Consider the following 20,909-nt stretch of genomic DNA (forward strand, 5'->3'; position numbering starts at 1 on the left):
GACGTGATGTGGGCGGGACGGGAGAGGGCTGTGTCGGAGAACGTCGGTGGCTTCGAGGATCCGTCCGCCGAGGTTCTGTCGGAGGCGGCCGCTGCGTTCGGGCTGCTGGCGTCGTCGGCCCGGCTGCACCTGATGTGGGCGTTGTCCCAGGGCGAGAGCGACGTCACGCACCTCGCCGACCGGGTGGGCGGTGCACTGCCCGCGGTCAGCCAGCATCTGGCGAAGCTGAAGCTCGCCGGCCTCGTGCGCTCGCGTCGTGAGGGCCGGCGGCAGGTCTATTACGTCGACGACCCCGACGTCGTGACGGTGGTGCGGGTGATGGTCGGCCAGTTGAGCGCGCGCTCGCAGCGAGCCTCCGCACCGGTACGCCGGCTGAGCGGGACCGGTGGCTGAGACCACCGCGGCTCCGGGGCCGGACGCCGAGATGTCCGGGCCCGGAGCGGTATCGGCACCTGGCGAAGGCCCGGGTGCCGGCGCCGCGACGTCGAGTCCGGGACATGCGGCGCCGTCCGTGCTGGAGGTACTGCGCGGGCTCGGCAGCGGGCCGCGCGGCCTGACGGAGGCGCAGGCCGAGGAGCGGCTGGAGCGGCTGGGCGCGAACACGGTTCCGGACCGGCGTGCGGCGTCGTGGCCGCGGCTGTTCGTACGCAGTCTGCGGGACCCCTTCACCGCGGTCCTGTTGTGCCTGGGGCTGGTGTCGGCGGCCGTCCTCGCCTGGGGCACCGCCTCGGTGATCCTCCTCCTGGTCGTGGTCAGCTGTGTGCTGCGCGCGTCCGGCGAGCACCGCGCCGACCGGTCCATGGCCGGACTGCGCGAACTGGTCGCCACCACCACGACCGTGCTGCGCCGCACCGGCGAGCACGGGAAGGCGGCGTCCCGTGAAGTCCCCGTGGTGGAGCTGGTTCCCGGCGACGTGGTCCGGCTCGGGTCCGGCGACCTCGTTCCGGCGGACGTACGACTGCTGCGCGCCAGCGGCCTGACCGTGCACCAGGCCGCGCTGACGGGGGAGTCGGCCCCCGTCGCGAAGTACGCGGACGACCTCCCGCACCCGGCCGGTGGTGGCCTGTTCGAACAACCGCAGCTGTGTTTCCAGGGCAGCAGCGTCGTGTCCGGCAGCGCCACCGCGGTCATCACCGCGACCGGCGCGCACACCCGGTTCGCCGCCGCCCACGGCTCGATCTCCGGCCGGGCGGGGGCGAGCGCCTTCGACCGTTCCGTGCACGGCGTCTCCTGGATCCTGATCCGGTTCATGCTGCTCACCCCGCCGTTGGTCCTCATGGCCAACGCGGCGCTGCGCGGACGCGGCCTGGAGACGCTGCCGTTCGCCGTCGCGGTGGCGGTCGGGCTGACGCCGGAGATGCTGCCGGTCCTCGTCACCACCTGCCTGGCCCGCGGCGCCTCGCTGCTGGCCCGTACCCACGGCGTGATCGTGAAGCGGCTGCCCGCGCTGCACGACGTCGGAGCCGTCGACGTGCTGTGCCTGGACAAGACCGGCACCCTCACCCAGGACCGGCCGGTCGTCCACGGCACTCTCGCCCCGGACGGCCGGGACGACCCCGAGGTCCTGCACTGGGCCGCCGTCAACGCCTGGTGGACCCTGCAACTCGCCGACCTGCCGACACCCGACGCCCTCGACGAGGCCATCCTGGACGCGGCCGACGAGGACACGCTCATGGCGTACGACGGGACGGCCGCCGTCCCCTTCGACCCGCTCCGCCGCCTCGCCACCGCCGTCGTACGGACACCCGGACGCCTCGGCACCCACACCCTGGTCGTCAAGGGAGACGTCGAGGCCGTCCTGGAACGCTGCGTCCTCCCGGAGGACGAGCGCGAACGGCTCCGCGACCTCGCCGCCGGCCAGGCCGACGGGGGTCTGCGCGTCCTGGCGGTCGCCACCGCCGAACGCCCCGTCCGCGTCCGTGATCACACCCCGGCCGACGAACGCGGCTTGGCCTTCCTGGGGTTCATCACCTTCCAGGACGCCCTGGCGCCGAGTGCCGCCAATGCGCTGAAGGTCCTCACCGAGCGGGGCGTCGCCGTAAAGATCCTCACTGGCGACCACCCGGGAACGGCCGCCCGTGCCTGTCGCGACCTCGGCATCGCCGTCGCCGAGGACGACATGCTCACCACCGACCGCATCGACGGCCTCACCGACGCCGAACTCGCCGACCTGGCCCGTCGCACGACCGTCTTCGCCCGCTGTACCCCCGAGGACAAGGCCCGGATCGCGCACGCGCTGCGGACCGCCGGGCACACCGTGGGCTTCCTCGGCGACGGCGTCAACGACCTGCCGGCCCTGCGCGCGGCCGACGTCGGCATCGCCCCGCGCGACGCGGCCGACGTGACCCGTGAGGGCGCCGACGTGGTGCTCGCCGAGAAGGACCTCACCGCGGTCGCCCACGCCATCACCGCGGGGCGGCACGCGAGCGGCAACATCGCCACGTATCTGCGCATCACGCTGTCCTCGAACCTCGGCAACGTCGTCGCGATGCTCTTCGCGGGCCTGCTGCTGCCGTTCCTGCCGATGCTCCCGGCCCAGGTCCTCGTGCAGAACCTGTGCTTCGACGCGGCCCAGCTCGCCTTCGCCCACGACCGGCCGCATCCGTCGGTGCTGGGCCGTCCGACCGCGCTGCGGCCACGGGACCTGCTGCGCTTCATCACCGGCTTCGGCGTGCTCAACGCCGTCGCCGACCTCGCCACCTTCGGCGTCCTCGCGGTCGCCCTGCGCGGTCCGGGGAACGTCGACGACGAGGCGGTGTTCCACTCCGGCTGGTTCACCGAGAACCTGCTCACCCAGGCCCTGGTGATGCTGCTGCTGCGCGTCGGCCGCGGCACCGCGGAGCGGCGGGGGCCGGGCCCGGTCGCCCGGGCAGCGGCGGCGCTGGCCGCCATCGGCCTGCTGCTGCCACCGTCACTCCTCGGATCGTGGCTCGGCCTGACCGCGCTCCCGCCGATGTACTACCTGCTGCTCACGGCCGTCCTCGCGCTGTACGCCGTCGGCCTGTTGGCGGTGAGAGCGCGCTACGAGCGACGGTACGGTCCCGCGTCGCGCGAGCACCTCGCGGCCCATGAGATGTCTCACCTGTGAATTGCCACAGGATCTGTCCTCTGTGACACACGTGTTTGTTAGATTGCGCAACTACGCAACCGAGGTGGGGCTCCGCTCCGCCTGCCCCGACCGTCATGGGAGTGGGAGATGAGCGACCCCTGGGACGGTCACCGGGACAGTCCGGCCGGCCAGGCCACACGTGGCCGCACCGCTCGCGCGCCCCGACAGCGTACGGCCGACCCCGCCGCGCGTCCGTCGGGCGGCCGGGCGGCGGGGTCGGCCGTACGCTCACGTGGCGGTACGCGGTCGGGGCGCCGGGTCCGGCCGGTGCACCGCGGCAGGCGCGTGCTGAAGATCGCCGGGATATGCCTGTCCGTACTGATCATGGTCACCGCCGGTGCCGGATGGTGGTTCTACGCGCACCTGAACGGCAACATCCACAGCGTCTCGCTCGACGGCAAGGGCGGTACGGAGAAGGCCGACGCGTTCGGCCGTACGCCGATCAACATCCTGGTGATGGGTTCGGACGGCCGTACCAGCAAGGAGGACTGCAAGCTCGGCGGCGGCTGCTCGAAGACCGGGGTGCAGACCGGCAGCGGGAACGCGGACGTGCAGATGGTGGTGCACATCTCCGCGGACCGTTCCAACGCCACCGTGATGAGCATCCCCCGCGACACCATCGTCGACATTCCGGCCTGCAAGGACAGCGCGACCGGTGTCGCCACGGCCGGCTACCGCGGCCAGATCAACAGCGCGCTGCAGTACGGCCCCGCCTGCCAGGTGGCCACCATCCACCAGCTCACCGGCATCACCATCGACCACTTCGTCAAGCTCGACTTCTCCGGCGTGGTGAAGATGTCCGACGCGGTCGGCGGCGTCTCCGTCTGCGTCAGCGACGACGTCTACGACACCTACTCGCACCTGAAGCTGTCCAAGGGCACCCACACCCTCAAGGGCGAGGCGGCCCTGCAGTTCGTCCGCTCCCGGCACGGCTTCGGCGACGGCAGCGACCTCGGCCGTACGGTCTCCCAGCACATCTTCCTCAGCGCCATGATCCGTAAGTTCAAGAGCGCGGGTACGCTCACCGATCCCACTGCGGTCTACGCCCTCGCCGATGCCGCCACCAAGGCGCTGACCGTGGACGACGGTCTGGGCAGCGTCAAGAAGCTGATCGCGCTCGCGGACGACGTGAACAAGGTCCCCACCAAGCGGCTGACCTTCGCCACCATGCAGACCGCCCCCGACCCCGCCGACAGCAACCGCGTGGTGGTGGGTGCGGACGCGAAGACACTCTTCTCCACCATCGCGGACGACCAGTCCCTGACCACCGGTTCGGGCAAGAAGTCCGCGGCGGCCTCGGCGACGGCCACCGCAGCGCCGGTGCCCGCCGCCGGGATCGCCGTGACGGTCGAGAACGGCACCGGCGTCACCGGCCGCGCCTCCACCGTCGCGGCCGCTCTCACCGTCCAGGGCTTCGGTTCCGGTACGACCACGGCCAACGCCCCGAGCCCCGCGACGACCACCACCCTGACCTACGGCGCCGACCAGAAGGCCGAGGCGCGGACAGCGGCCCGGGCCCTGGGCCTGCCCACCTCGCACCTGAAGGCGGGCACCGGCAAGGGCCTGACGCTGGTGATCGGCAGCGACTGGCCGAGCGGCTCCGTCTACCCGGGTGGCACCACCTCGCCCGCGCCCGCCGACACGAAGGCCGCGGTCTCCAACGCCCATGCGCAGACCGCCGATCAGGCCAAGACCTGCGCCAAGGTCAGCCCGTACAAGACGGTCGCCCTGGGTGGTGTCCCCATGACGCCGGCCCAGGCGTACGCGGCGGCGAGCGGCAGGCCCGACTCCGACGAATGAGTCCGGTTGTACAGTTGCGCAAGGCAGCAACAAAGCCGACGGCAATCAAGAAGGGGGCGGGATGCTCCGCAACGGACTGGAACCCTGGCACCTGCTGATCGTGGCGATCGTGATCATCCTGCTGTTCGGCTCGAAGAAGCTGCCCGAGGCCGCCCGCGGGCTGGGGAAGTCGATGCGCATCCTCAAGAGTGAGGCGAAGGCCGTGAAGGAGGACGACGCCGCCTGAGTTCCTGGAACTCCGTTTCCGGGGCGCACTTACGGGGCGGGTGAGGGGTGACTACGGTGCTGTGAATGCCCCGCCGTTGTTTCCAGACGCAGGTTCGACCTCCCGTTCGGCCACCCGGATCCACCGGCGGACGGGACGCGTACTTCGACAACGCCAAGTACCTGGCGATCGTGCTGGTGGCGATCGGGCACGCCTGGGAGCCCCTGCGTGACGGCAGCCGTACGGTCACCGCGCTCTACACGCTCGTGTACGCCTTCCACATGCCGGCGTTCATCGTCATCTCGGGCTATTTCTCCCGGCGTTTCGACGCGAGCCCGCAGCGCGTCAGGCGCTTGATCACCGGCGTCGCCGTCCCGTACGTAGTCTTCGAGGTGGCCTACACCCTGTTCACCCGCTGGACCGACGACGCCCCGGACCGCGAGATCAGCCTGCTCGACCCCCTGTATCTGACCTGGTTCCTGGCGGCGTTGTTCATCTGGCGGCTGACCACCCCGATGTGGGAGCGCGTGCGTGGGCCGCTGCCGCTCGCGCTTGCCGTCGCGATGACGGCGACCGTGTCGCCGTCGATCGGCAACGACCTCGGCCTCCAACGCGTGCTGCAGTTCCTGCCGTACTTCGTGCTCGGCCTCTGCCTGAAGCCGGAGCACTTCCGGCTGGTGCGCCGATGGCAGGTGCGCATCCTGGCCGTGCCGGTGTTCGTCTGTGCGCTCGCCGTGGCCTACTGGGCGGTCCCGCGGATGAACTACGCCTGGTTCTTCCATCACGACAGCGCCGAGCAGTTGGCCGCGCCCGCCTGGTACGGGCCGGTCATGACCCTGGCGACCTTCGGCTGCTCGGTGGTGCTGGTCGCCTGCTTCCTGGCATGGGTGCCGGGGCGCCGGACGTGGTTCACCGTGCTGGGCGCCGGCACGCTGTACGGCTACCTGCTGCATGGCTTCGTCGCCCAGGGGTCGAAGTTCTGGGGATGGTACGACCCCGCCTGGGTGCACCGGCCCCTCGGCGAGGTCACGGTCACCTTCGTCGCCGCCGCGGTCATGACGGTACTGTGCACTCCGCCCGTCCGGCGGCTGTTCCGCTTCTCGATGGAACCCGGGATGGAATGGGCGTTCCGGAGGGATGCCGCCGAGGCGGCGCGCAACCGGTCACATCTCACCGTCAGTTCTCGCGTTTGATCCACTCGCCGCCGCCCAGTGGGTAGTCGTAGCCGGGGCGGCCGACGTCGGCGCTGGTGCGGAACGGGGTGCCGTCGTCGTCGATGTGGATGGTGCCGCGGCGGCTGCCGCTGGACCAGTCCAGGGTGAGGTCCCAGCGGACATCGTGTGCCGTGGTGTGGGCCGTGACGTAGAAGACCTCGGGGTCGGACTCGCTGACCTTGTACGGGAAGTCGCGCCGGCCGTTCTTGACGGTGACCCTGGGACTGCCGCTGTCGAGGCCGATGTCGAACGACCGGGTGTCCACGCCGCCGCCGCAGCCGACGCCCATCGAGTAGTCGTTCCAGGCGAGCGGCGCGCCCTTGGTGAGGACGCGTACGTGCAGCGCCTCAAGGACGACGGTGTCCGCGCCGGTGCCCTGGACGGTGAGGGCGACCCGCTGTTCGCCCGAGGAGACCGCACCGTATGCGGCTGCCCAGCGCGGGGCGTCCTGTTCGTTCGCGGGCGGGCCGACCTGCTCGGGTTCGCTGTCGACGAGGAAGTGCTGGCTGCACGGGTTGTCATAGACATACGGACGGGCGCCGACGGTGAGCGGGACGGCGCCGGTGGCACTGCCGCCGGCGGACTCGGCCGCGCCCTGCTTGCCGTCGCCGTTCGAGGTGCCGGACCCGGACCCGGAGCCCTCGGACCCGGTCGGGGAGGCGGAGGCCGGTGCGGACCCATGCCCCTCCGCACCGGGGGACGGGGCGGCGGAGGGCTTCCCGGCGTCCGCGGTACCGGTGATCGCGACGGTGCCACCGGCCACCTGCCGACCCTCCGTGTCGTTCCCGTCCCCGCCGAACGGCGAACGAACCATGAGCACCACGGCTCCCAGTGCGGCGGCCACCGCGACGCAGGCGACCAGCACAGTACGGCGGCGACGGAGCCCAGGGCGACGACGCGGCGGCGCGGGCGCGCCCGGCACGCCGACGACAACCGGCTCGCCGTCCTCGCCCTCGCCCTGTCCGTGCGACACCGCCGAGCCGGGTCCCGCCGCTTCCGGCGCATCAGCCGAACCGTCCGAACCAGTTTCCGGAGCCGGAGCCGGAGCCGGACCGGTTGCCGCGGCCTTGTCCGCCCTGCGCCGACGTGCCGCGTCCGCCAGGATCCAGTGTCGGTGCAGTTCGACCAGCTCCTGCGGAGTTGCCCGGCAGACCCTTGCGAGGCGCTCCACCGGCGCGTAATCGACCGGCACCGCGGTGCCGTTGCAGTAGCGGTGCAGCGTCGACGTGCTCATGTGCAGCCGCTCGGCAAGCGCCCCGTAGCTCAGTCCCGAGCGGTCCTTGAGCTCCCGCAGCAGCCGCGCGAACGCCTCCGTCTCCCCGGTCTCCGTTGCCCCCGACACCCGTTCCCCCTCGTCCCCGTATTCCAGTCGCGCGTTCCAGGGCTGTTGCTTTCTCTCTGGTCAGGGCGCGTTTCGGTGTTCCAGCGTCCCCAACTGCCCGCTGTGCGTGGCGGCTGGGACGGATCACCTCGCAAGCTTCGGTCATCCAATCACCACCGCCACCCGAACACCGAAGGGCACAGCCGCATGAACAACCTCCGCACCTCCCGGACCCGTCTCGCCGGCGCCGCCGCGACCGCCGTACTCGCCGCGCTCTGCCTGACCGCGTGCAACGACGGAACAGGCACCCACGACGAGGGTGCCGCCGCGACCGCCACCAAGAGCCCCTCTTCCGGCGCCCTTTCCTCGAGCTCCGGCCCCAACTCCTCCTCGAATGCCTCGGACTCCTCCGACGCCAAGCCCGCCGCCGATTCGAAGCCCGCCCCGCACACTCCCGCGTCGAAGGCACCCGCCTCCTCCGGCAAGCCGGTCAGCTGTGAGGGTTCCAACACCAGGACGGTCGCGGCCCCGCTGACCCGCCCCGTGAACCACATGCTGCTCACGGTGACCAACACCGGCGGCGCGAGCTGCTACCTCTACGGCTACCCGGCGGTCCGCTTCGGCGAGGCCCAGGCCGTGCCGCCGGTCGTCGAGGAGTCGCAGCCGCAGGCGGTCGTCACGCTCAGGCCGGGCGAGTCCGGGTACGCGTCCGTGAGCCTGTCCGCCACCGACGGCAGCGGCTCGAACGGCCACATCGTGAAGTCCCTGACCGTCTACTTCCACGGCCCCGCGGGCAACGAGAGCGTCGGCGCGGGCGCCCATCCGTCGCTGCCCGCGAAGGGCGTCTACGTCGACGACTCGCTCAAGGTCACGTACTGGCAGCAGTCGATGGACGACGCCGTCGACTGGTGACACCCGCGTGTGCGCTGGAGGAACTGCGGCCTCGGGCGGTGGGAAGCCGAGAGCCCGTCGCCCGTGCCGTAGTACCCCGGTACTACCCGCCCGCCACCTGTTCAGCCCCCGGTACCACCGGATCCGGCAGATCGCGGACTTAGCGTGGCGGAGGAGGCGTCAGGCGTTTCGGGCGCCGGAGTCCGAAAGAGAGAACGCGAATGATCGAGTCACAGCAGCTCACCAAGAGGTACGGGGAGAAAACAGCCGTCGACGGGCTGGACTTCACCGTGAAGCCGGGCACGGTGACCGGCTTCCTGGGGCCCAATGGTGCGGGCAAGTCCACGACGATGCGCATGATCGTCGGGCTGGACGCGCCGACCAGCGGCTCCGTCACGGTGAACGGACAGCGCTATGCCCGACACCAGGCGCCGCTGCAGGAGGTGGGGGCGCTGCTGGAGGCGAAGTCGATCCACCCGGGCCGCTCGGCCTACAACCACCTCCGGGCGCTCGCACTGACCCATGGCATCCCGCGCCGTCGGGTCGACGAGGTCGTCGAACTCGCCGGTCTCAGCAGCGTCGCGAAGAAGCGGGCCGGTGCCTTCTCCCTCGGTATGGGGCAGCGGCTCGGCATCGCGGCGGCCCTGCTCGGCGATCCGCAGACGGTGATGCTGGACGAGCCTGTCAACGGACTGGACCCCGAGGGCGTTCTCTGGATCCGGAACCTGCTCACCTCCCTCGCGGCCGAGGGGCGGACGGTGTTCGTCTCCTCACATCTGATGAGCGAGGTGGCACTGGTCGCGGATCACCTGATCATCGTCGGGCGCGGCCGGCTGCTGGCGGACACGACCGTGCAGGACCTCGTTCGCGAGGCGGGCGGCGACACGGTGAAGGTCGCGACGGACGACCCCGCGCGGCTGCGGGACGTGCTGGCCGGGCCGGGCGTGGAGATCACCGGCCGTATCGGCTCCGAGGCACTGCAGGTGACCGGGATGTCCGCCCGCGAGATCGGACTGAAGGCGTCCGAGCACGGCATCCCCCTGTTCGAGCTGACTACGAAGGCGGTGTCGCTGGAGGAGGCATTCATGGAACTGACCAGGGACGCCGTGGAGTATCACGGCTCCACGACCGGCACCGAGACCTCCGGGAGCGCGGCATGAGCACCCTCACGGCAACCCCCGGGACTCCCGAGACCACCCCGGCCGCTCCGCCCCGGCCCGCCTACCGGGTGACCGGACGGCGCGTGCTGTCCTCGGAGTGGGCCAAGCTCTGGTCCCTGCGCTCCACCTGGATCACCCTCGGCCTCGGTCTGCTGTTCCTCGTCGCTTTCGGCGTCATCGCCGCGAGCCACTACAAGTCGAATCTCGACTCCGGCCGGCACATGGACCGCGACTTCGCCACCGCGTCGGCAGTGAGCCTGTCCCTCTTCGGCACGAACTTCGCGCAGTTGGCCCTCGGAGTGCTCGGCGTACTGGTCACGGCGGGTGAGTACTCCACCGGCATGATCCGCTCGACCCTGGCCGCGGTGCCGCGCCGGCTGCCCGTGCTGTGGTCCAAGGCGGCGGTGTACGGGCTGGTCGCGCTGGTGATCGCTACCGTGGGCGCGTTCGTCGCCTTCCTCGTCGGCAGCCGGATCGTTTCCGGCACGCCCGCCGCCATGGGCCTCGGCCACGCCGGCGTGGTTCGCAGTCTGCTGGGGGCCGGGCTCTACTTGGGCCTGGTCGGAGTGATCGGCGCCGCCCTGGGCGCGCTGCTGCGGTCGGTGGCCGGCGGTATCTCGGTCCTCGTCGCCGCCCTCATGCTCGTCCCCGGGCTGATCTCCCTGCTGCCCAGCTCGTGGCAGGACAACATAAACCCCTACCTCCCGAGCAACGCGGGCGAGTCGGTCTTCGCCCTGACCCACGACTCGACCACCTTGTCGCCGGGCGCCGGACTCCTGGTCTTCCTCGGCTGGACAGCCCTGGCGCTGGCCGGAGCGGCGTACCGGCTGCTGCGCAGCGACGTCTGAGCGGCAGCCACCCGCATCATGGGGTGGTGACCTCCGTGACCACCGAAGAGCTCAGCGGTATGGGGCCGCTGGTCGCCCGGCTCGGCAGGGTCGGCCAGCGGCTTCGGCACGCCGACCGGGCCCGTCCGTGGGTGCTGGACACCCTGGTGGTGGTCCTGGTCTTCCTGCTGTTCTGCCTGCCGGACCTGCTGCACGCGGTCGGCGTGATCGGCGGGGACGGCGACGGCCCACGCCACTTCCGCCTCGTGTTCACCCGGCTGCCTGTGGCGGGCATGCTGGCCCTGCAGGCCGGGCTGGTGTTGCCGCTGCTGTGGCGACGCCGGGCACCCGCCGCCGCCTTCGGTGCGGTCACAGCCGTGTTCGTCCTCCAGTGGTCGCTCGGCGCCGCACTCCGCGCGGACGTCGCCCTCTTCATCGCCCTGTACAGCCTGGCCCTGCACGGACGGCTGCGGCAGCTCCCCTGGGCCTGCGCGGTCATGGCGGGTGCGCTGGTCCTGGTCGCGGCGCAGGTCTCGGCGGCGGTGTCGGTCTGGGACGCGCTCTTCTTCCTGCTCAGCACGGCGACCGCGGCACTCGCGCTCGGCCTGATGATCCGCATCCGGCGGGCCCAACTGGCCGGGCTGCGGGACCGCGCGGCACGGCTGGAGATCGAACGCGACCAGAGGGGCAGGCTCGCCGTCGCGGCCGAGCGGGCGCGGGTGGCCCGGGAGATGCACGACATCGTCGGCCACAACCTGTCCGTCATCATCACGCTCGCCGACGCGGGAGCCTATGCCGCCGACGCCGCTCCGGAACAGGGCAAGGAGGCCCTGCACATCATCGGAGACACCGGCCGTCAGGCCCTGGGCGAACTGCGCCGGGTGCTCGGCGTACTGCGCGAGGCGGACGGTCCGCCGGCCGAACCGGAGCTGAGCCCGCAGCCTGGTCTCACGGACATCGACGCGCTGTGCGAGGGGGTGCGCGCCGCCGGCCTGGAGGTCGTCTACCGTACGGCTGGAGACATCGACGCCCTGGACAGCGGGGTGCAGCTGACGGTGTACCGCATCGTGCAGGAAGCCCTGACGAACACCCTGAAGCACGCCGGCGCCGGCGCGCGTGCGAACCTGACGATCGTCGTGGAGGACACGCGGCTGACCATCACCGTCCAGGACTCCGGCGCGCCCACCCCGGCCGGCCGTCCTCGCACGGCGAACGAGGAAGGACACGGCCTGGTGGGCATGAGAGAACGAGCGGCGCTCTACGGAGGGCATGTCAGCGCGGGTCCCGCAGGCGCGGGATGGACGGTGCGGGCCGACCTCGACCTCACTCCCCAGGACGATGCCCGGTGACCACCGTGCTCGTCGTGGACGATCAGCCGCTCCAGCGGTACGGCTTCCGCATGCTCCTGGACTCCGTGCCGGAGACGGATGTGATCGGCGAGGCCGCGCACGGAACCGAAGCCGTGCGCAAGGCCGCCGAACTCCGCCCCGACGTCGTCCTCATGGACGTACGCATGCCCGGCATGGACGGCATCGAGGCCACACGCCGGATCGTCGCCGCCGGCGACCGCTCCCGCGTCCTCGTCCTGACCACCTTCGACCTCGACGAGTATGTCCACGCGGCCCTGCGTGCCGGAGCCAGCGGCTTCCTCCTCAAGGACGCCCGCCCCGAGGAACTGCTCGCGGGCATCCGTGCCGTCGCCAACGGAGACGCCGTGATCGCTCCCGCACTGACCCGCCGCCTGCTGCACGAATTCGCCCGTCTCGTGCCACCCCGTGCCGACGGCAGCGCCGAGGACCCGCGACTGGCCTCCCTCACCGACCGCGAACGCGAGATCCTCGTCGCCATCGGCAAAGGCTGGACCAACGGTGAGATCGCCACTCGTTTCATCCTGTCGGAGTCCACGGTGAAGACGCATGTCGGTCGCGTCCTGTCCAAGATCGGTGCCCGCGACCGCATCCAGGCAGTGATCTTCGCCTACGACCACGATCTGGTCCGGCCCCATGGAGGCTGAGCGGGGCGCGGTTCGACGGCGCGGTTGTGCGATCGTGGCCGCGGCGACGGGACTTCGACGGGGGCCGGCCGTGCCTCGCCGCACGGTCAGGCAGTCGCCCGGCGCGAGGTCCTCCGGGCGGTCGACGCAGCGGGCTCGACGCGGATGACGATGGATTTCGTCGCGGGGGTATTGCTGGTCTCGGCCGTGGAGTCCAGCGCGACCAGCACGTTCGTCTCCGGGTAGTAGGCGGCGGCGCAGCCGCGCGGCGTCGGATAGCGGACGGCGCGGAAGCCGGGGGCGCGGCGTTCACCGTCGGGGTTGACGCTGACCAGGTCGACCAGGTCACCGTCGCGCAAGCGGAGGTCGCGCAGGTCGTCCCGGTTGAGGAAGACGACCCGCCGCCCGCCCTTGATACCGCGGTAGCGGTCGTCCAGGCCGTAGACGGTGGTGTTGAACTGGTCGTGCGACCGTACCGTCGTCAACAGCAGGTGTCCCTGCGGGACTTCGGGCGCGGTCGGCGGGTTGACGGTGAAGTGGGCCGTGCCCGTCGCGGTGGGGAAGGTGCGGGAGTCGCGCGGTGCCCGGGGGAGCATGAAGCCGCCGGGCTGCCGGATGCGCTGCTCGAAGGCGTGGAATCCGGGGACGACATGCTCGATGTGACGGCGGATCACGGCGTAGTCGTCGCGCATGGCGCGCCAGCCGAGGGCGTCGCCGAAGAGCGCGTGCCCGAGGCCGGCGACGATCGCTACCTCGCTGCGCAGGTGCGGTGATCCCGGAAGGAGTCGTCCGCGTGAGGCGTGCACCATGGCCATGGTGTCCTCGACCGTGACGAACTGCTCGCCGGATGCCTGCTGGTCGCGCTCCGTGCGACCGAGGCAGGGCAGGAGCAGTGCCTCGGTGCCGTGGCACAGATGGGACCGGTTCAGTTTGGTCGCGATGTGGACGGTGAGGTCGCAGTTGGCCAGCGCGGCCTCGGTGACCTCGGTGTCGGGCGTGGCCGAGGCGAAGTTGCCGCCGAGGCCGATGAACACGTCGACCTTGCCGTCGCGCATCGCCCTGATCGAGTCGACGGTGTCCAGGCCGTGGGCACGGGGTGGATCGAACCCGAACTCGTCGCGGAGGCTGTCGAGGAACGCGTCCGGCATCTGCTCCCAGATGCCCATCGTGCGGTCGCCCTGGACGTTGCTGTGTCCGCGGATCGGGGCGGGCCCGGCACCGGGGCGTCCGACGTTGCCGCGCAACAGGAGGAAATTGACGATCTCCCGGATGGTGGCCACCGCGTTGCGGTGCTGGGTGAGCCCCATCGCCCAGCAGACGATCACGCTGCCGGCGGCGAGCACGTCGGCCGCGCAGTCCTCGATCCGGCGTCGGGACAGCCCGCTCAGCGTCTCGATCCGCGACCAGTCCAGGGCGCGCCACGCGGCGGCGGCCGCCTCGAAGCCTTCGCAGTACCTGTTGATGAAGTCGTGGTCGAGCGTGGAGCCCGGCCCGGCGTCCTCCCGGTCGATCAGGACGCGGTTCAGTCCCGCGAACAGGGCCAGGTCGCCGCCCACGCGCACCGGGAGGTAGCGGTCGGCGAGCTTCGTACCCGGGCCGACCAGGCCGCGCGGGGTCTGCGGGTTGTGGAAACGGCCGAAGGCGGCCTCGGGGAGCGGGTTGGCGGCGATGATCCGTGCGCCGCGCCGCTTGGCCTGCTCCAGCGCGGTGAGCATGCGGGGGTGGCAGGTTCCGGGGTTCTGGCCCACGATGATGATCAGATCGGCGTGATCGGTGATGTCGGAGTACGAGACCAGGCCCTTGCCCACGCCGAGCGTCTCGGTCAGGGCCGCGCCGCTCGACTCGTGGCACATGTTCGAGCAGTCCGGCAGGTTGTTGGTGCCGAATCGGCGTGCCAGCAGTTGGTAGAGGAAGGCGGCCTCATTGCTCGTGCGGCCGCTGGTGTAGAAGACGGCACGGTCCGGATCGGCCAGCCCGCGCAGCCGGTCGGCGGTGATCGCGAGCGCGTCCTGCCAGGTGATGGGCACATAGTGCGTGGCGCCGGGTGCAAGGTGCATCGGATGGGCCAGCCTGCCCTGCGACTCCAGCCAGTGACCGTCCCGCTCCGACAGGTCAGCGATGGAGTGCTCGGCGAAGAATGCCGCGTCGACGCGTTTGCGTGTGGCCTCCCAGGCGACGGCTTTGGCGCCGTTCTCGCAGAATTCCGCGATCTTACGGTGGTCCGGATCGGGATCGCCCCATGCGCAGCTGGGACAGTCGAATCCGTCGACGTGGTTCACCGACAACAGCGTCTGCAGGCTCCGCCTCGGGCCCATTTCCGCGAGGGAATAGCGCGCGGATTCTGTGATGCCGTGCAATCCGACACTGGACTTCGCGGGGCCCGACGATGTCGGATGCGGTGCGGGCGGAGGACCGCCCGCCGACTCCTGTGTGCCGGTCGGATTGGTCGGTTGCTCAGCCATGGCCGCCTCTTTTGCCCGTATGGCCGCCTTTCGCCTATACCGCCCAATGGTAGGCGAGTGCGAAGTCGACCGCAGCCGCGTAGGCGAGACACATGAGCCGGCCGCCGGTCACGATGTGGAAGAGACCCGGTCCGCGTTCACCCGCCTCGATCCCGATCGAGGCGGGTGAAATCGAAGAAGTAGATCGCGAAACAGACGTTGGTTCGAGGATCATTGCCGCGGTGACGATTCCAGCCGATCGCGAACCAGTGAATGCCGTACACCGAGGCCGGCGCCGCCATGTACAGCGGCGCGACTTGGCGAACACCTGGTGGAAATACCGAGGCGGTGAACTGGCCGGCCGCTCAGCGGCCCGTACTGTCCGCTGCCCCGTACGGCGAAGTGGGTTATGGCCGTGCACAGTTGACCCAGCTTCAGCAGGTCATTGAGATCGCGGAATTCATACGACGGTTCCCTCAAAGCAATGAGACCTGAGCTTGGGAAGCTCAGGTGATCCAGGGCTCGCTGCGGGGCCGACCGGGAGGACGCCGACGCCAGGGGCGGGCAAGTCGACGCCGGGCCGTTCGTATGCCACTACGATCGTGCGGTTTCCACTGGCGCAGGGCGCCGGGAACATGTCCCCGGCGCCCCGCACGGTTGCTACTTCTTGTGGCAGCCCCACTTGCCGTTGACCTTCGTGAAGTGCTCGCCCTTGGGGCATTTCTTGTGCTTCGGCGTCTTGGTGGGCTTCGGTGCGGGTGCATGCGGGCCGTCAGCCACCTTGGCGTTCGACGGTACCGCGACGGCCGTACCCGTAGACGCCACTGCAGCTCCACTGACCAGCATGCCTGCGGCGACGCTGGCGACCAGAGTGCGTGCGATCCTGCTTCGCATGATCGGCCACCTTTCTGTAGTCGGCGTCAGTGCCTTTCAATTCGATTGTTGGCACCGTTCCCCCCAGCCCGCACCTCGAGCACCGATTCGTTCGGTCGAGCTGAAGGTTGAACCTTCTTCTGCTTGGTCGGTGGTCTCCCCGCACTGCTGCGGTGAGGGTGACGCGGACAGCGGCGACGGCCGGAAGACGGGAGCCAGTTGGGCGGTAGACGCGGTGTACCACGGCGTATGTGGTAACGGTTCGGCGCCGGACTCGGCAAGGGCGCGACCGTCCTCCGGGCCCAGTCGACCCTGCCGTGTGTGTCGCTGCGTCAACTATGGAGCTCCGCCAGGACGGCACGGCGACATCGCGCCCGGCGTTGGAGGGCTGTCAGGCCAGAATCCGTGCGAGGCGACGCGTGCCGTCCAGGGCACACTGGAGGAACTGCATCGGCTTCCGGCCCGCGCCTGACATGCGCGGAGCCTCGGCTATGTGCCGTCCGATCGGCTCGGTGGCGTTCGTCTGTCGTCGGCGATCAGTTCACGGCTGCGGAAGTCGTCCCATCTCGCCATGTACTGACGTGCCTTGTCGCCCATGGTGTGCAGGACGGGCACGACCAGCAGCTCGACGAGCATGATTCCCGCGCTGAACGAGTAGAACGGCGACGGGGACGCGACGTTGACCGAGTCCTCCCTGGCCCGCCGCCTGGCCGGTGACGCGATCGTGGACACGACGGTGGCGACCCGGCGGCACGAACAGGCGCAGCACGCGGACAAGTCCCCCGAAGAGCGCGCCGCACTGCTCCGCCTCGCCTGGAGCGTCTAGTGCTGTGACCGGAAAGGTTCACCGGCTCGCGACGCCCGGCACGGCACCTCGCGGCGTTGTCGCCTCACCCGAGTACATCCAGTACGCGGGTGACGCTCCGCCTTGCGATGCACCGCACCAGACGCCGCGAGCTTCCCGGCAAACCTTCCCGGCCACAGCACTAGTGACCGCCGGTTTCCTCGCGCAGGCATGACCGTCCGCCCTCGGTCGTCGGCCAGTGGATCACCGACGGCGACTGTCCCGAACCCGACGCCCGGCGCGTGGCGACCCTCGCCGCCCGCGACAACGCCCGCCGCGCTGCACTGACCCGCGGCGGAATCCGGCACGCGTCTGGCACGACGCGACTGATCGGCGCACCCGACATGCGGACCAGGGCAGAGCCAGAATTCGCCCGCCGTTCATTCGCCGGGCAGCGGTGGCCCGGGGGCGTCTTGGGCCTGCCCCACGGGCCCGGACGAACTACGGCGTCCGGGCCCGTGGGGCAGTGGCGAAGGCCGGCTCAGAACAGGCCCTTGTACCCCTGCCAGCCGGTGGCGATCTTCGTACGGCCGCCGAAGGAGCCCTTGCCATTGCCGTTGTTGCGCCAGACGGTGCCGGAGGCGTCGCGGGAGACGAGGTCGGCTCTGCCGTCGCCGGTGATGTCACCCACGCCCACGATCACGTTGTACGACGAGCCCCAGTCGTTGAAGACCTTCACGCGGCTCTTGAACTTGCCGGTCGCGGTGCCGTCGTAGCGCCACAGCTCGTTCGACTTGTCCTGCGCCAGCAGGTCGCCGTAACCGTCGCCGTTGAGGTCGCCCGCGCCCACGATCTTCTTGTAACCCGTCCACTTGGACGCGATCTTCACCCTGGCGGAGAGCTTGCCCGTGCTCGTCGCCTTGTAGAGATAGACGTCGCCGGTCGAGGACTGGCGGGCGATCAGGTCGGCCCGGCCGTCACCGCTGATGTCGCCGGGCGAGGTCAGCACGTTGTACTGGTTCCAGCCCGTGCCCAGCGAGGCGTACGCGGTGGAAGGCTTCACCGCCGTCCCGCACGCGGGCCGGTAGGCGCGCAACGCGCCGCTGCTGAACCGTACGAGCACGTCGTTGCACCGGTCCCCGCTCAGGTCGCCGAAGGGCACCACCTTCACCGTCGTCGGCCATCCGGAGCCCGTCCGCTTTCCGGTGAACGTTCCCTTCCCCGTCCCGTACTGGTACGTCAGCCCGCCCGAGCCGTTCAGCGTCATCAACTCGCCGAAGCCGTCCGACCCGACGAAGTCCCGCCACGCCGCTGCCGCGCCGGTGACCTTCACCGTCCCCGTCTTCGTCAGCGCCGCGCCCTGCCCGTCTGCCGGGGTGACGGTCAGCTTCCAGGTGTAGGAGCCGTTGGGCACCAGTCGGCCGGAGCCGTCCTTGCCGTTCCAGACTGGGCTCACCACACCGCGCGTCAGACCGGCGGAGAGCGTGCGCACGGCCGTACCGGCCTTGTTGCCGATCACGAGCTTCCAGGAGGCCGCGGGCTTGTTCAGCCACCACTTCGGGCTCCACTGCGCGGCGCCGCCCTTGACGTCGACCGAGGCGGCGACGGTGGCGTCGCGCTGGACGAGGGCGGAGACGGGCACGCCGCTGGGAGTCAGGCGGATGGTGTTGTCGGAGCGGAGCTGGGCGATCACACCGGTGTACGGATCGACGTCCCAGGCGTTCCCCTCGAACTTCCCGGCGGTGTGCGACACGGGCGTCCCGCTGCGGACGTCGATCACCTTCAGCTGCCCGGCCTCGGCCGTCGCGACGAAGCCGTCGCCGAGCTGCGCCTGCTCCCAGCCGGAGCCGGAGACGAGGGTCAGGTTCCGCTTGGTGACGGTGTCGTAGACGCCCTGGCCCTCAGAGTTGAGCACGCAGTTCCACAGCAGCCACCGGCCGACCGCCTGGAAGTCGTTCAGCAGGCAGCCGCGCCCGAACCACACCGGCTCGCCCTGCTGCCCGGACAACAGATCGACGGGGACCACGGTGTCGTTGCCCGACATCACCCACAGGATGGTGCCCCAGATCGCCCGCACGGTCGCGGTCGTCGTGTACACCGTCAGCCCGGTGCCGAGGTCAACGACCCGGGTCTCCGCCGCTCCGGTGCTGTCGTACGGCCTGGTCAGGGCGGCGAAGCGGCCGTTCGCGGCGGTCGCGGTCTGGTAGCTGCGGGAGCTGTCGATCCGGGTGCCGGGCAGCGACTGGGTGGACCCGAGGAGCTGGGGCTGCTGGGCGGCGCTCGTGCCGTAGCCGGCGACGACCGTCCGGCCGTCGCCGGTGTCGAGGAGACGCGGGCGGCCCTCCGAGTAGTTCTCCAGCGCGATACGGCCGCGGGTGGTGCGTGCCCCCGCCGTGGGTGAGCCGGCCACGCCGGTCTCACGGGTGTGGAGATACGTCCAGTCACCCACGGGGTCCTGCTCCACGGTGGTCAACCGCCCCTGGGCGAGGGTCAGCTGGGAGACCGTGTGGGCGGTCTGCCTGGGGTACGCGTCCGCGATCCGGCGCACGGCGACCCCACCGCCTTCGGCGGCCTCGATGAGGGAGACGCCCCAGTGGTCCGTGTCGGCGCCGCCCGCGACCAGGAGCCCGCCGTCCGGAGTCGGCATGGCCTGCCGTGACGTCCTGGCCAGCAGCGTCCGCGGCGCGGAGCCGTCGAGGGGGACGGCCTCGACCCGCGAGACCGCGCGGCCGGTGTCGTAGCGGCCCAGGGAGGAGTCGTACCGGGACACGATGACGTTGTCGCCGACCAGGCCCAGCACCTGCGTGATGTCGCCGACCGGTACGGTCCGCACGGCGGCGGTCGGGTCCTGGCGGGAGGCGACGTGCAGGGTGCCGTCGTAGAGCCACACCAGGTGGGTGGGGCTGAGCGCAACCAGGTAGTACCAAGACTGCACGGTGTACGGCAGGGCTGTGAAGCGCCCCTGCGCGACATCGAGCCACCCGGTGACCTCGTCGTCGCCCTTCCTGTACCGCACGACTTGTCCGCGCGCGTCACCCAGCCCCGCGGCGGACCACAGGTAGACGCCGGAGGGGACACCTTCCACCGTGCGGTCGGAGACTGAGCCGTCGGCCTGGACGTCCAGCAGATGCCACACGGCGTCGGTGCCCGGGGTTCCGGCCGTCGTGACGACCGTCGACCCGAGGGTGCTGAAGTAGGAGTGCCCGTCGGGAAGCGCGACCGTATCGACCTGACCGGACGCCATGTTCCGCAGCGTCACGGTCCTGGCGGAGCTGTCGTAGCGGGCCACGACGTCCGAGCCCGCGCCGGCACTCGTGACGCCGTAGGCGTCCGTGCCCGAGGCGTCGACGACCGTGTCGACACCGCCGTACGTCGTCCACAGTTGGCCACGCCCCTCCTCGTACCGGAGGAACCCCGACGGTCCAGCGCTCAGCAGCCCCGTCCGGGGAACCATGGCCGTGGTGGCCGGCACGACCACCTCTCCGGTGCCCGTCTCCCCATGCGCACTGCCGGCCGTCAGCGGGCCGAGCCCGAGGGCGAGCGTGAAGGAAACAGCGGCGGCGGTGGCGCCTCGTAGGAGCGCACGTCTGCCCATGCAGGACCTTTCCGGGGACGGTAGGCAACGGCTTGGAGAGACATGTGCGTACGCCGTCGAGCCGCGGGTCATGGACCCGTGGCACATGTGACGTTCGGCGCCCCCCAGGCAAGTGGCCGGATCCTAGCATTTTGCCTGCGCATGACCTATGGGGTGGCGAGCAGCGGCAGCGACCGATCACCGCCACAACAAAAAGGCCCAGGTCTGCAAATGAGGCGATCATGGCAGTCGGCCTCCTGGTCATGCCCCCACTTCTGCTGGTGGAACTCGACCACGTCGTCACGCGCGACCTCGGGCGCGAAGCCGCCGTCAGCGCGGTCGGCGATCTCCGCCGCTGGTGAGCCGGGGCCGTGTCGTCATGCCGGAGATCACGGAGGACCACCTGGGGGCCGCTCAGTCCGTCCGTGTCCGCTACACCGCGTTTGACCTGGACCTGGACCTCGCCGATGCGGTGAACGTGGCGCTGGCTGCGGACTACGACACCGACGCGATCCCCGCCCTCGACCGGCGCGACTTCCGAGCTGTGCGCCCGCTGGGCCACCACAAGGCGTTCCGGGTACTGCCCGACGATCTGCTGCGTTGACGCGAGCGTCCTGGTGCTGAAGTCCCAGTCATACAACAGACTTGGGCAGCCGCCGCCTTCAGGCGAAGGGGCACGTGACTCGGCCTCACCGAGGAACGCAGGCTGACGGCTCG

The 20,909-nt window shown here is 70.6% G+C and carries 15 protein-coding genes and 2 pseudogenes; 12 read left to right on the top strand and 5 right to left on the bottom strand.

Annotation, left to right across the window (positions count from 1 at the left end):
* Positions 1 to 30: 30 nt before the first annotated feature.
* The 5 genes and pseudogenes from IEZ19_RS14400 (at position 31) to IEZ19_RS14420 (ending at position 6,307) form a co-directional block, all read left to right on the top strand.
* Positions 31 to 393 carry an ArsR/SmtB family transcription factor gene (locus IEZ19_RS14400; protein ID WP_189311530.1) on the top strand — a complete coding sequence of 121 codons (363 nt, stop codon included), beginning with the start codon at positions 31 to 33 and terminating at the stop codon, positions 391 to 393.
* A complete protein-coding gene (mgtA, locus tag IEZ19_RS14405) occupies positions 386 to 3,088 on the top strand; it encodes a magnesium-translocating P-type ATPase (RefSeq protein ID WP_229840325.1) in 2,703 nt (900 codons plus the stop codon). The genes IEZ19_RS14400 and mgtA overlap by 8 nt, the downstream gene beginning before the upstream one ends.
* Positions 3,089 to 3,196: 108 nt before the next feature.
* Entirely contained in the window at positions 3,197 to 4,909 is a 1,713-nt protein-coding gene (locus IEZ19_RS14410) for an LCP family protein (protein WP_229840327.1), read from the top strand.
* A 61-nt stretch (positions 4,910 to 4,970) separates the two neighbouring features.
* Positions 4,971 to 5,132: pseudogene (tatA, locus tag IEZ19_RS14415) on the top strand (Sec-independent protein translocase subunit TatA); the annotation flags it as partial.
* A gap of 68 nt (positions 5,133 to 5,200) precedes the next feature.
* On the top strand, positions 5,201 to 6,307 hold the full coding sequence (locus tag IEZ19_RS14420) for an acyltransferase family protein (RefSeq protein WP_189311531.1): 1,107 nt from the start codon (positions 5,201 to 5,203) through the stop codon (positions 6,305 to 6,307).
* On the opposite strand, the gene IEZ19_RS14425 is transcribed toward IEZ19_RS14420, so the two are convergent.
* Positions 6,291 to 7,670, bottom strand: a complete 1,380-nt coding sequence (locus IEZ19_RS14425; protein ID WP_189311532.1) for a helix-turn-helix domain-containing protein — start codon at positions 7,668 to 7,670, stop codon at positions 6,291 to 6,293. The two genes, IEZ19_RS14420 and IEZ19_RS14425, sit on opposite strands and share 17 nt — an antisense overlap.
* 186 nt (positions 7,671 to 7,856) lie before the next feature.
* Between IEZ19_RS14425 and IEZ19_RS14430 the strand changes: the two genes are divergently transcribed.
* From IEZ19_RS14430 to IEZ19_RS14450, 5 genes are all read left to right on the top strand, one after another.
* Positions 7,857 to 8,561: a DUF4232 domain-containing protein gene (locus tag IEZ19_RS14430; protein ID WP_189311533.1), complete on the top strand. Its 705-nt coding sequence runs from the start codon at positions 7,857 to 7,859 to the stop codon at positions 8,559 to 8,561.
* 200 nt (positions 8,562 to 8,761) lie between these two features.
* Complete coding sequence (locus tag IEZ19_RS14435) at positions 8,762 to 9,700, top strand: ABC transporter ATP-binding protein (RefSeq protein WP_189311534.1); 939 nt, start codon at positions 8,762 to 8,764, stop codon at positions 9,698 to 9,700.
* Positions 9,697 to 10,548, top strand: a complete 852-nt coding sequence (locus tag IEZ19_RS14440; protein WP_189311535.1) for an ABC-2 transporter permease — start codon at positions 9,697 to 9,699, stop codon at positions 10,546 to 10,548. The genes IEZ19_RS14435 and IEZ19_RS14440 overlap by 4 nt, the downstream gene beginning before the upstream one ends.
* 59 nt (positions 10,549 to 10,607) lie before the next feature.
* Complete coding sequence (locus IEZ19_RS14445) at positions 10,608 to 11,876, top strand: sensor histidine kinase (protein WP_189311588.1); 1,269 nt, start codon at positions 10,608 to 10,610, stop codon at positions 11,874 to 11,876.
* Positions 11,873 to 12,541, top strand: a complete 669-nt coding sequence (locus IEZ19_RS14450) for a response regulator (protein ID WP_189311536.1) — start codon at positions 11,873 to 11,875, stop codon at positions 12,539 to 12,541. Before IEZ19_RS14445 ends, IEZ19_RS14450 begins: the two co-directional genes overlap by 4 nt.
* Before the next feature lie 86 nt (positions 12,542 to 12,627).
* Here the strand turns inward: IEZ19_RS14450 and IEZ19_RS14455 are convergent, their stop codons facing one another.
* The 3 genes from IEZ19_RS14455 to IEZ19_RS14465 form a co-directional block, all read right to left on the bottom strand.
* Entirely contained in the window at positions 12,628 to 14,982 is a 2,355-nt protein-coding gene (locus tag IEZ19_RS14455) for an FdhF/YdeP family oxidoreductase (protein ID WP_189311537.1), read from the bottom strand.
* A gap of 639 nt (positions 14,983 to 15,621) precedes the next feature.
* On the bottom strand, positions 15,622 to 15,855 hold the full coding sequence (locus tag IEZ19_RS14460) for a hypothetical protein (RefSeq protein ID WP_189311538.1): 234 nt from the start codon (positions 15,853 to 15,855) through the stop codon (positions 15,622 to 15,624).
* A gap of 468 nt (positions 15,856 to 16,323) precedes the next feature.
* Positions 16,324 to 16,470: a hypothetical protein gene (locus tag IEZ19_RS14465; protein WP_189311539.1), complete on the bottom strand. Its 147-nt coding sequence runs from the start codon at positions 16,468 to 16,470 to the stop codon at positions 16,324 to 16,326.
* A gap of 43 nt (positions 16,471 to 16,513) precedes the next feature.
* On the opposite strand from IEZ19_RS14465, the gene IEZ19_RS14470 reads away from it, so the two are divergent.
* Entirely contained in the window at positions 16,514 to 16,660 is a 147-nt protein-coding gene (locus tag IEZ19_RS14470) for a hypothetical protein (RefSeq protein ID WP_189311540.1), read from the top strand.
* A gap of 499 nt (positions 16,661 to 17,159) precedes the next feature.
* Here the strand turns inward: IEZ19_RS14470 and IEZ19_RS14475 are convergent, their stop codons facing one another.
* A complete protein-coding gene (locus IEZ19_RS14475; RefSeq protein ID WP_189311541.1) occupies positions 17,160 to 20,213 on the bottom strand; it encodes an FG-GAP-like repeat-containing protein in 3,054 nt (1,017 codons plus the stop codon).
* Positions 20,214 to 20,434: 221 nt separating this feature from the next.
* On the opposite strand from IEZ19_RS14475, the pseudogene IEZ19_RS53050 reads away from it, so the two are divergent.
* Positions 20,435 to 20,796: pseudogene (locus IEZ19_RS53050) on the top strand (PIN domain-containing protein).
* Positions 20,797 to 20,909: the final 113 nt, after the last annotated feature.

Origin of the sequence: Streptomyces brasiliensis (genome assembly GCF_014647875.1) — a bacterium.
GTDB lineage: Bacteria > Actinomycetota > Actinomycetes > Streptomycetales > Streptomycetaceae > Streptomyces > Streptomyces brasiliensis.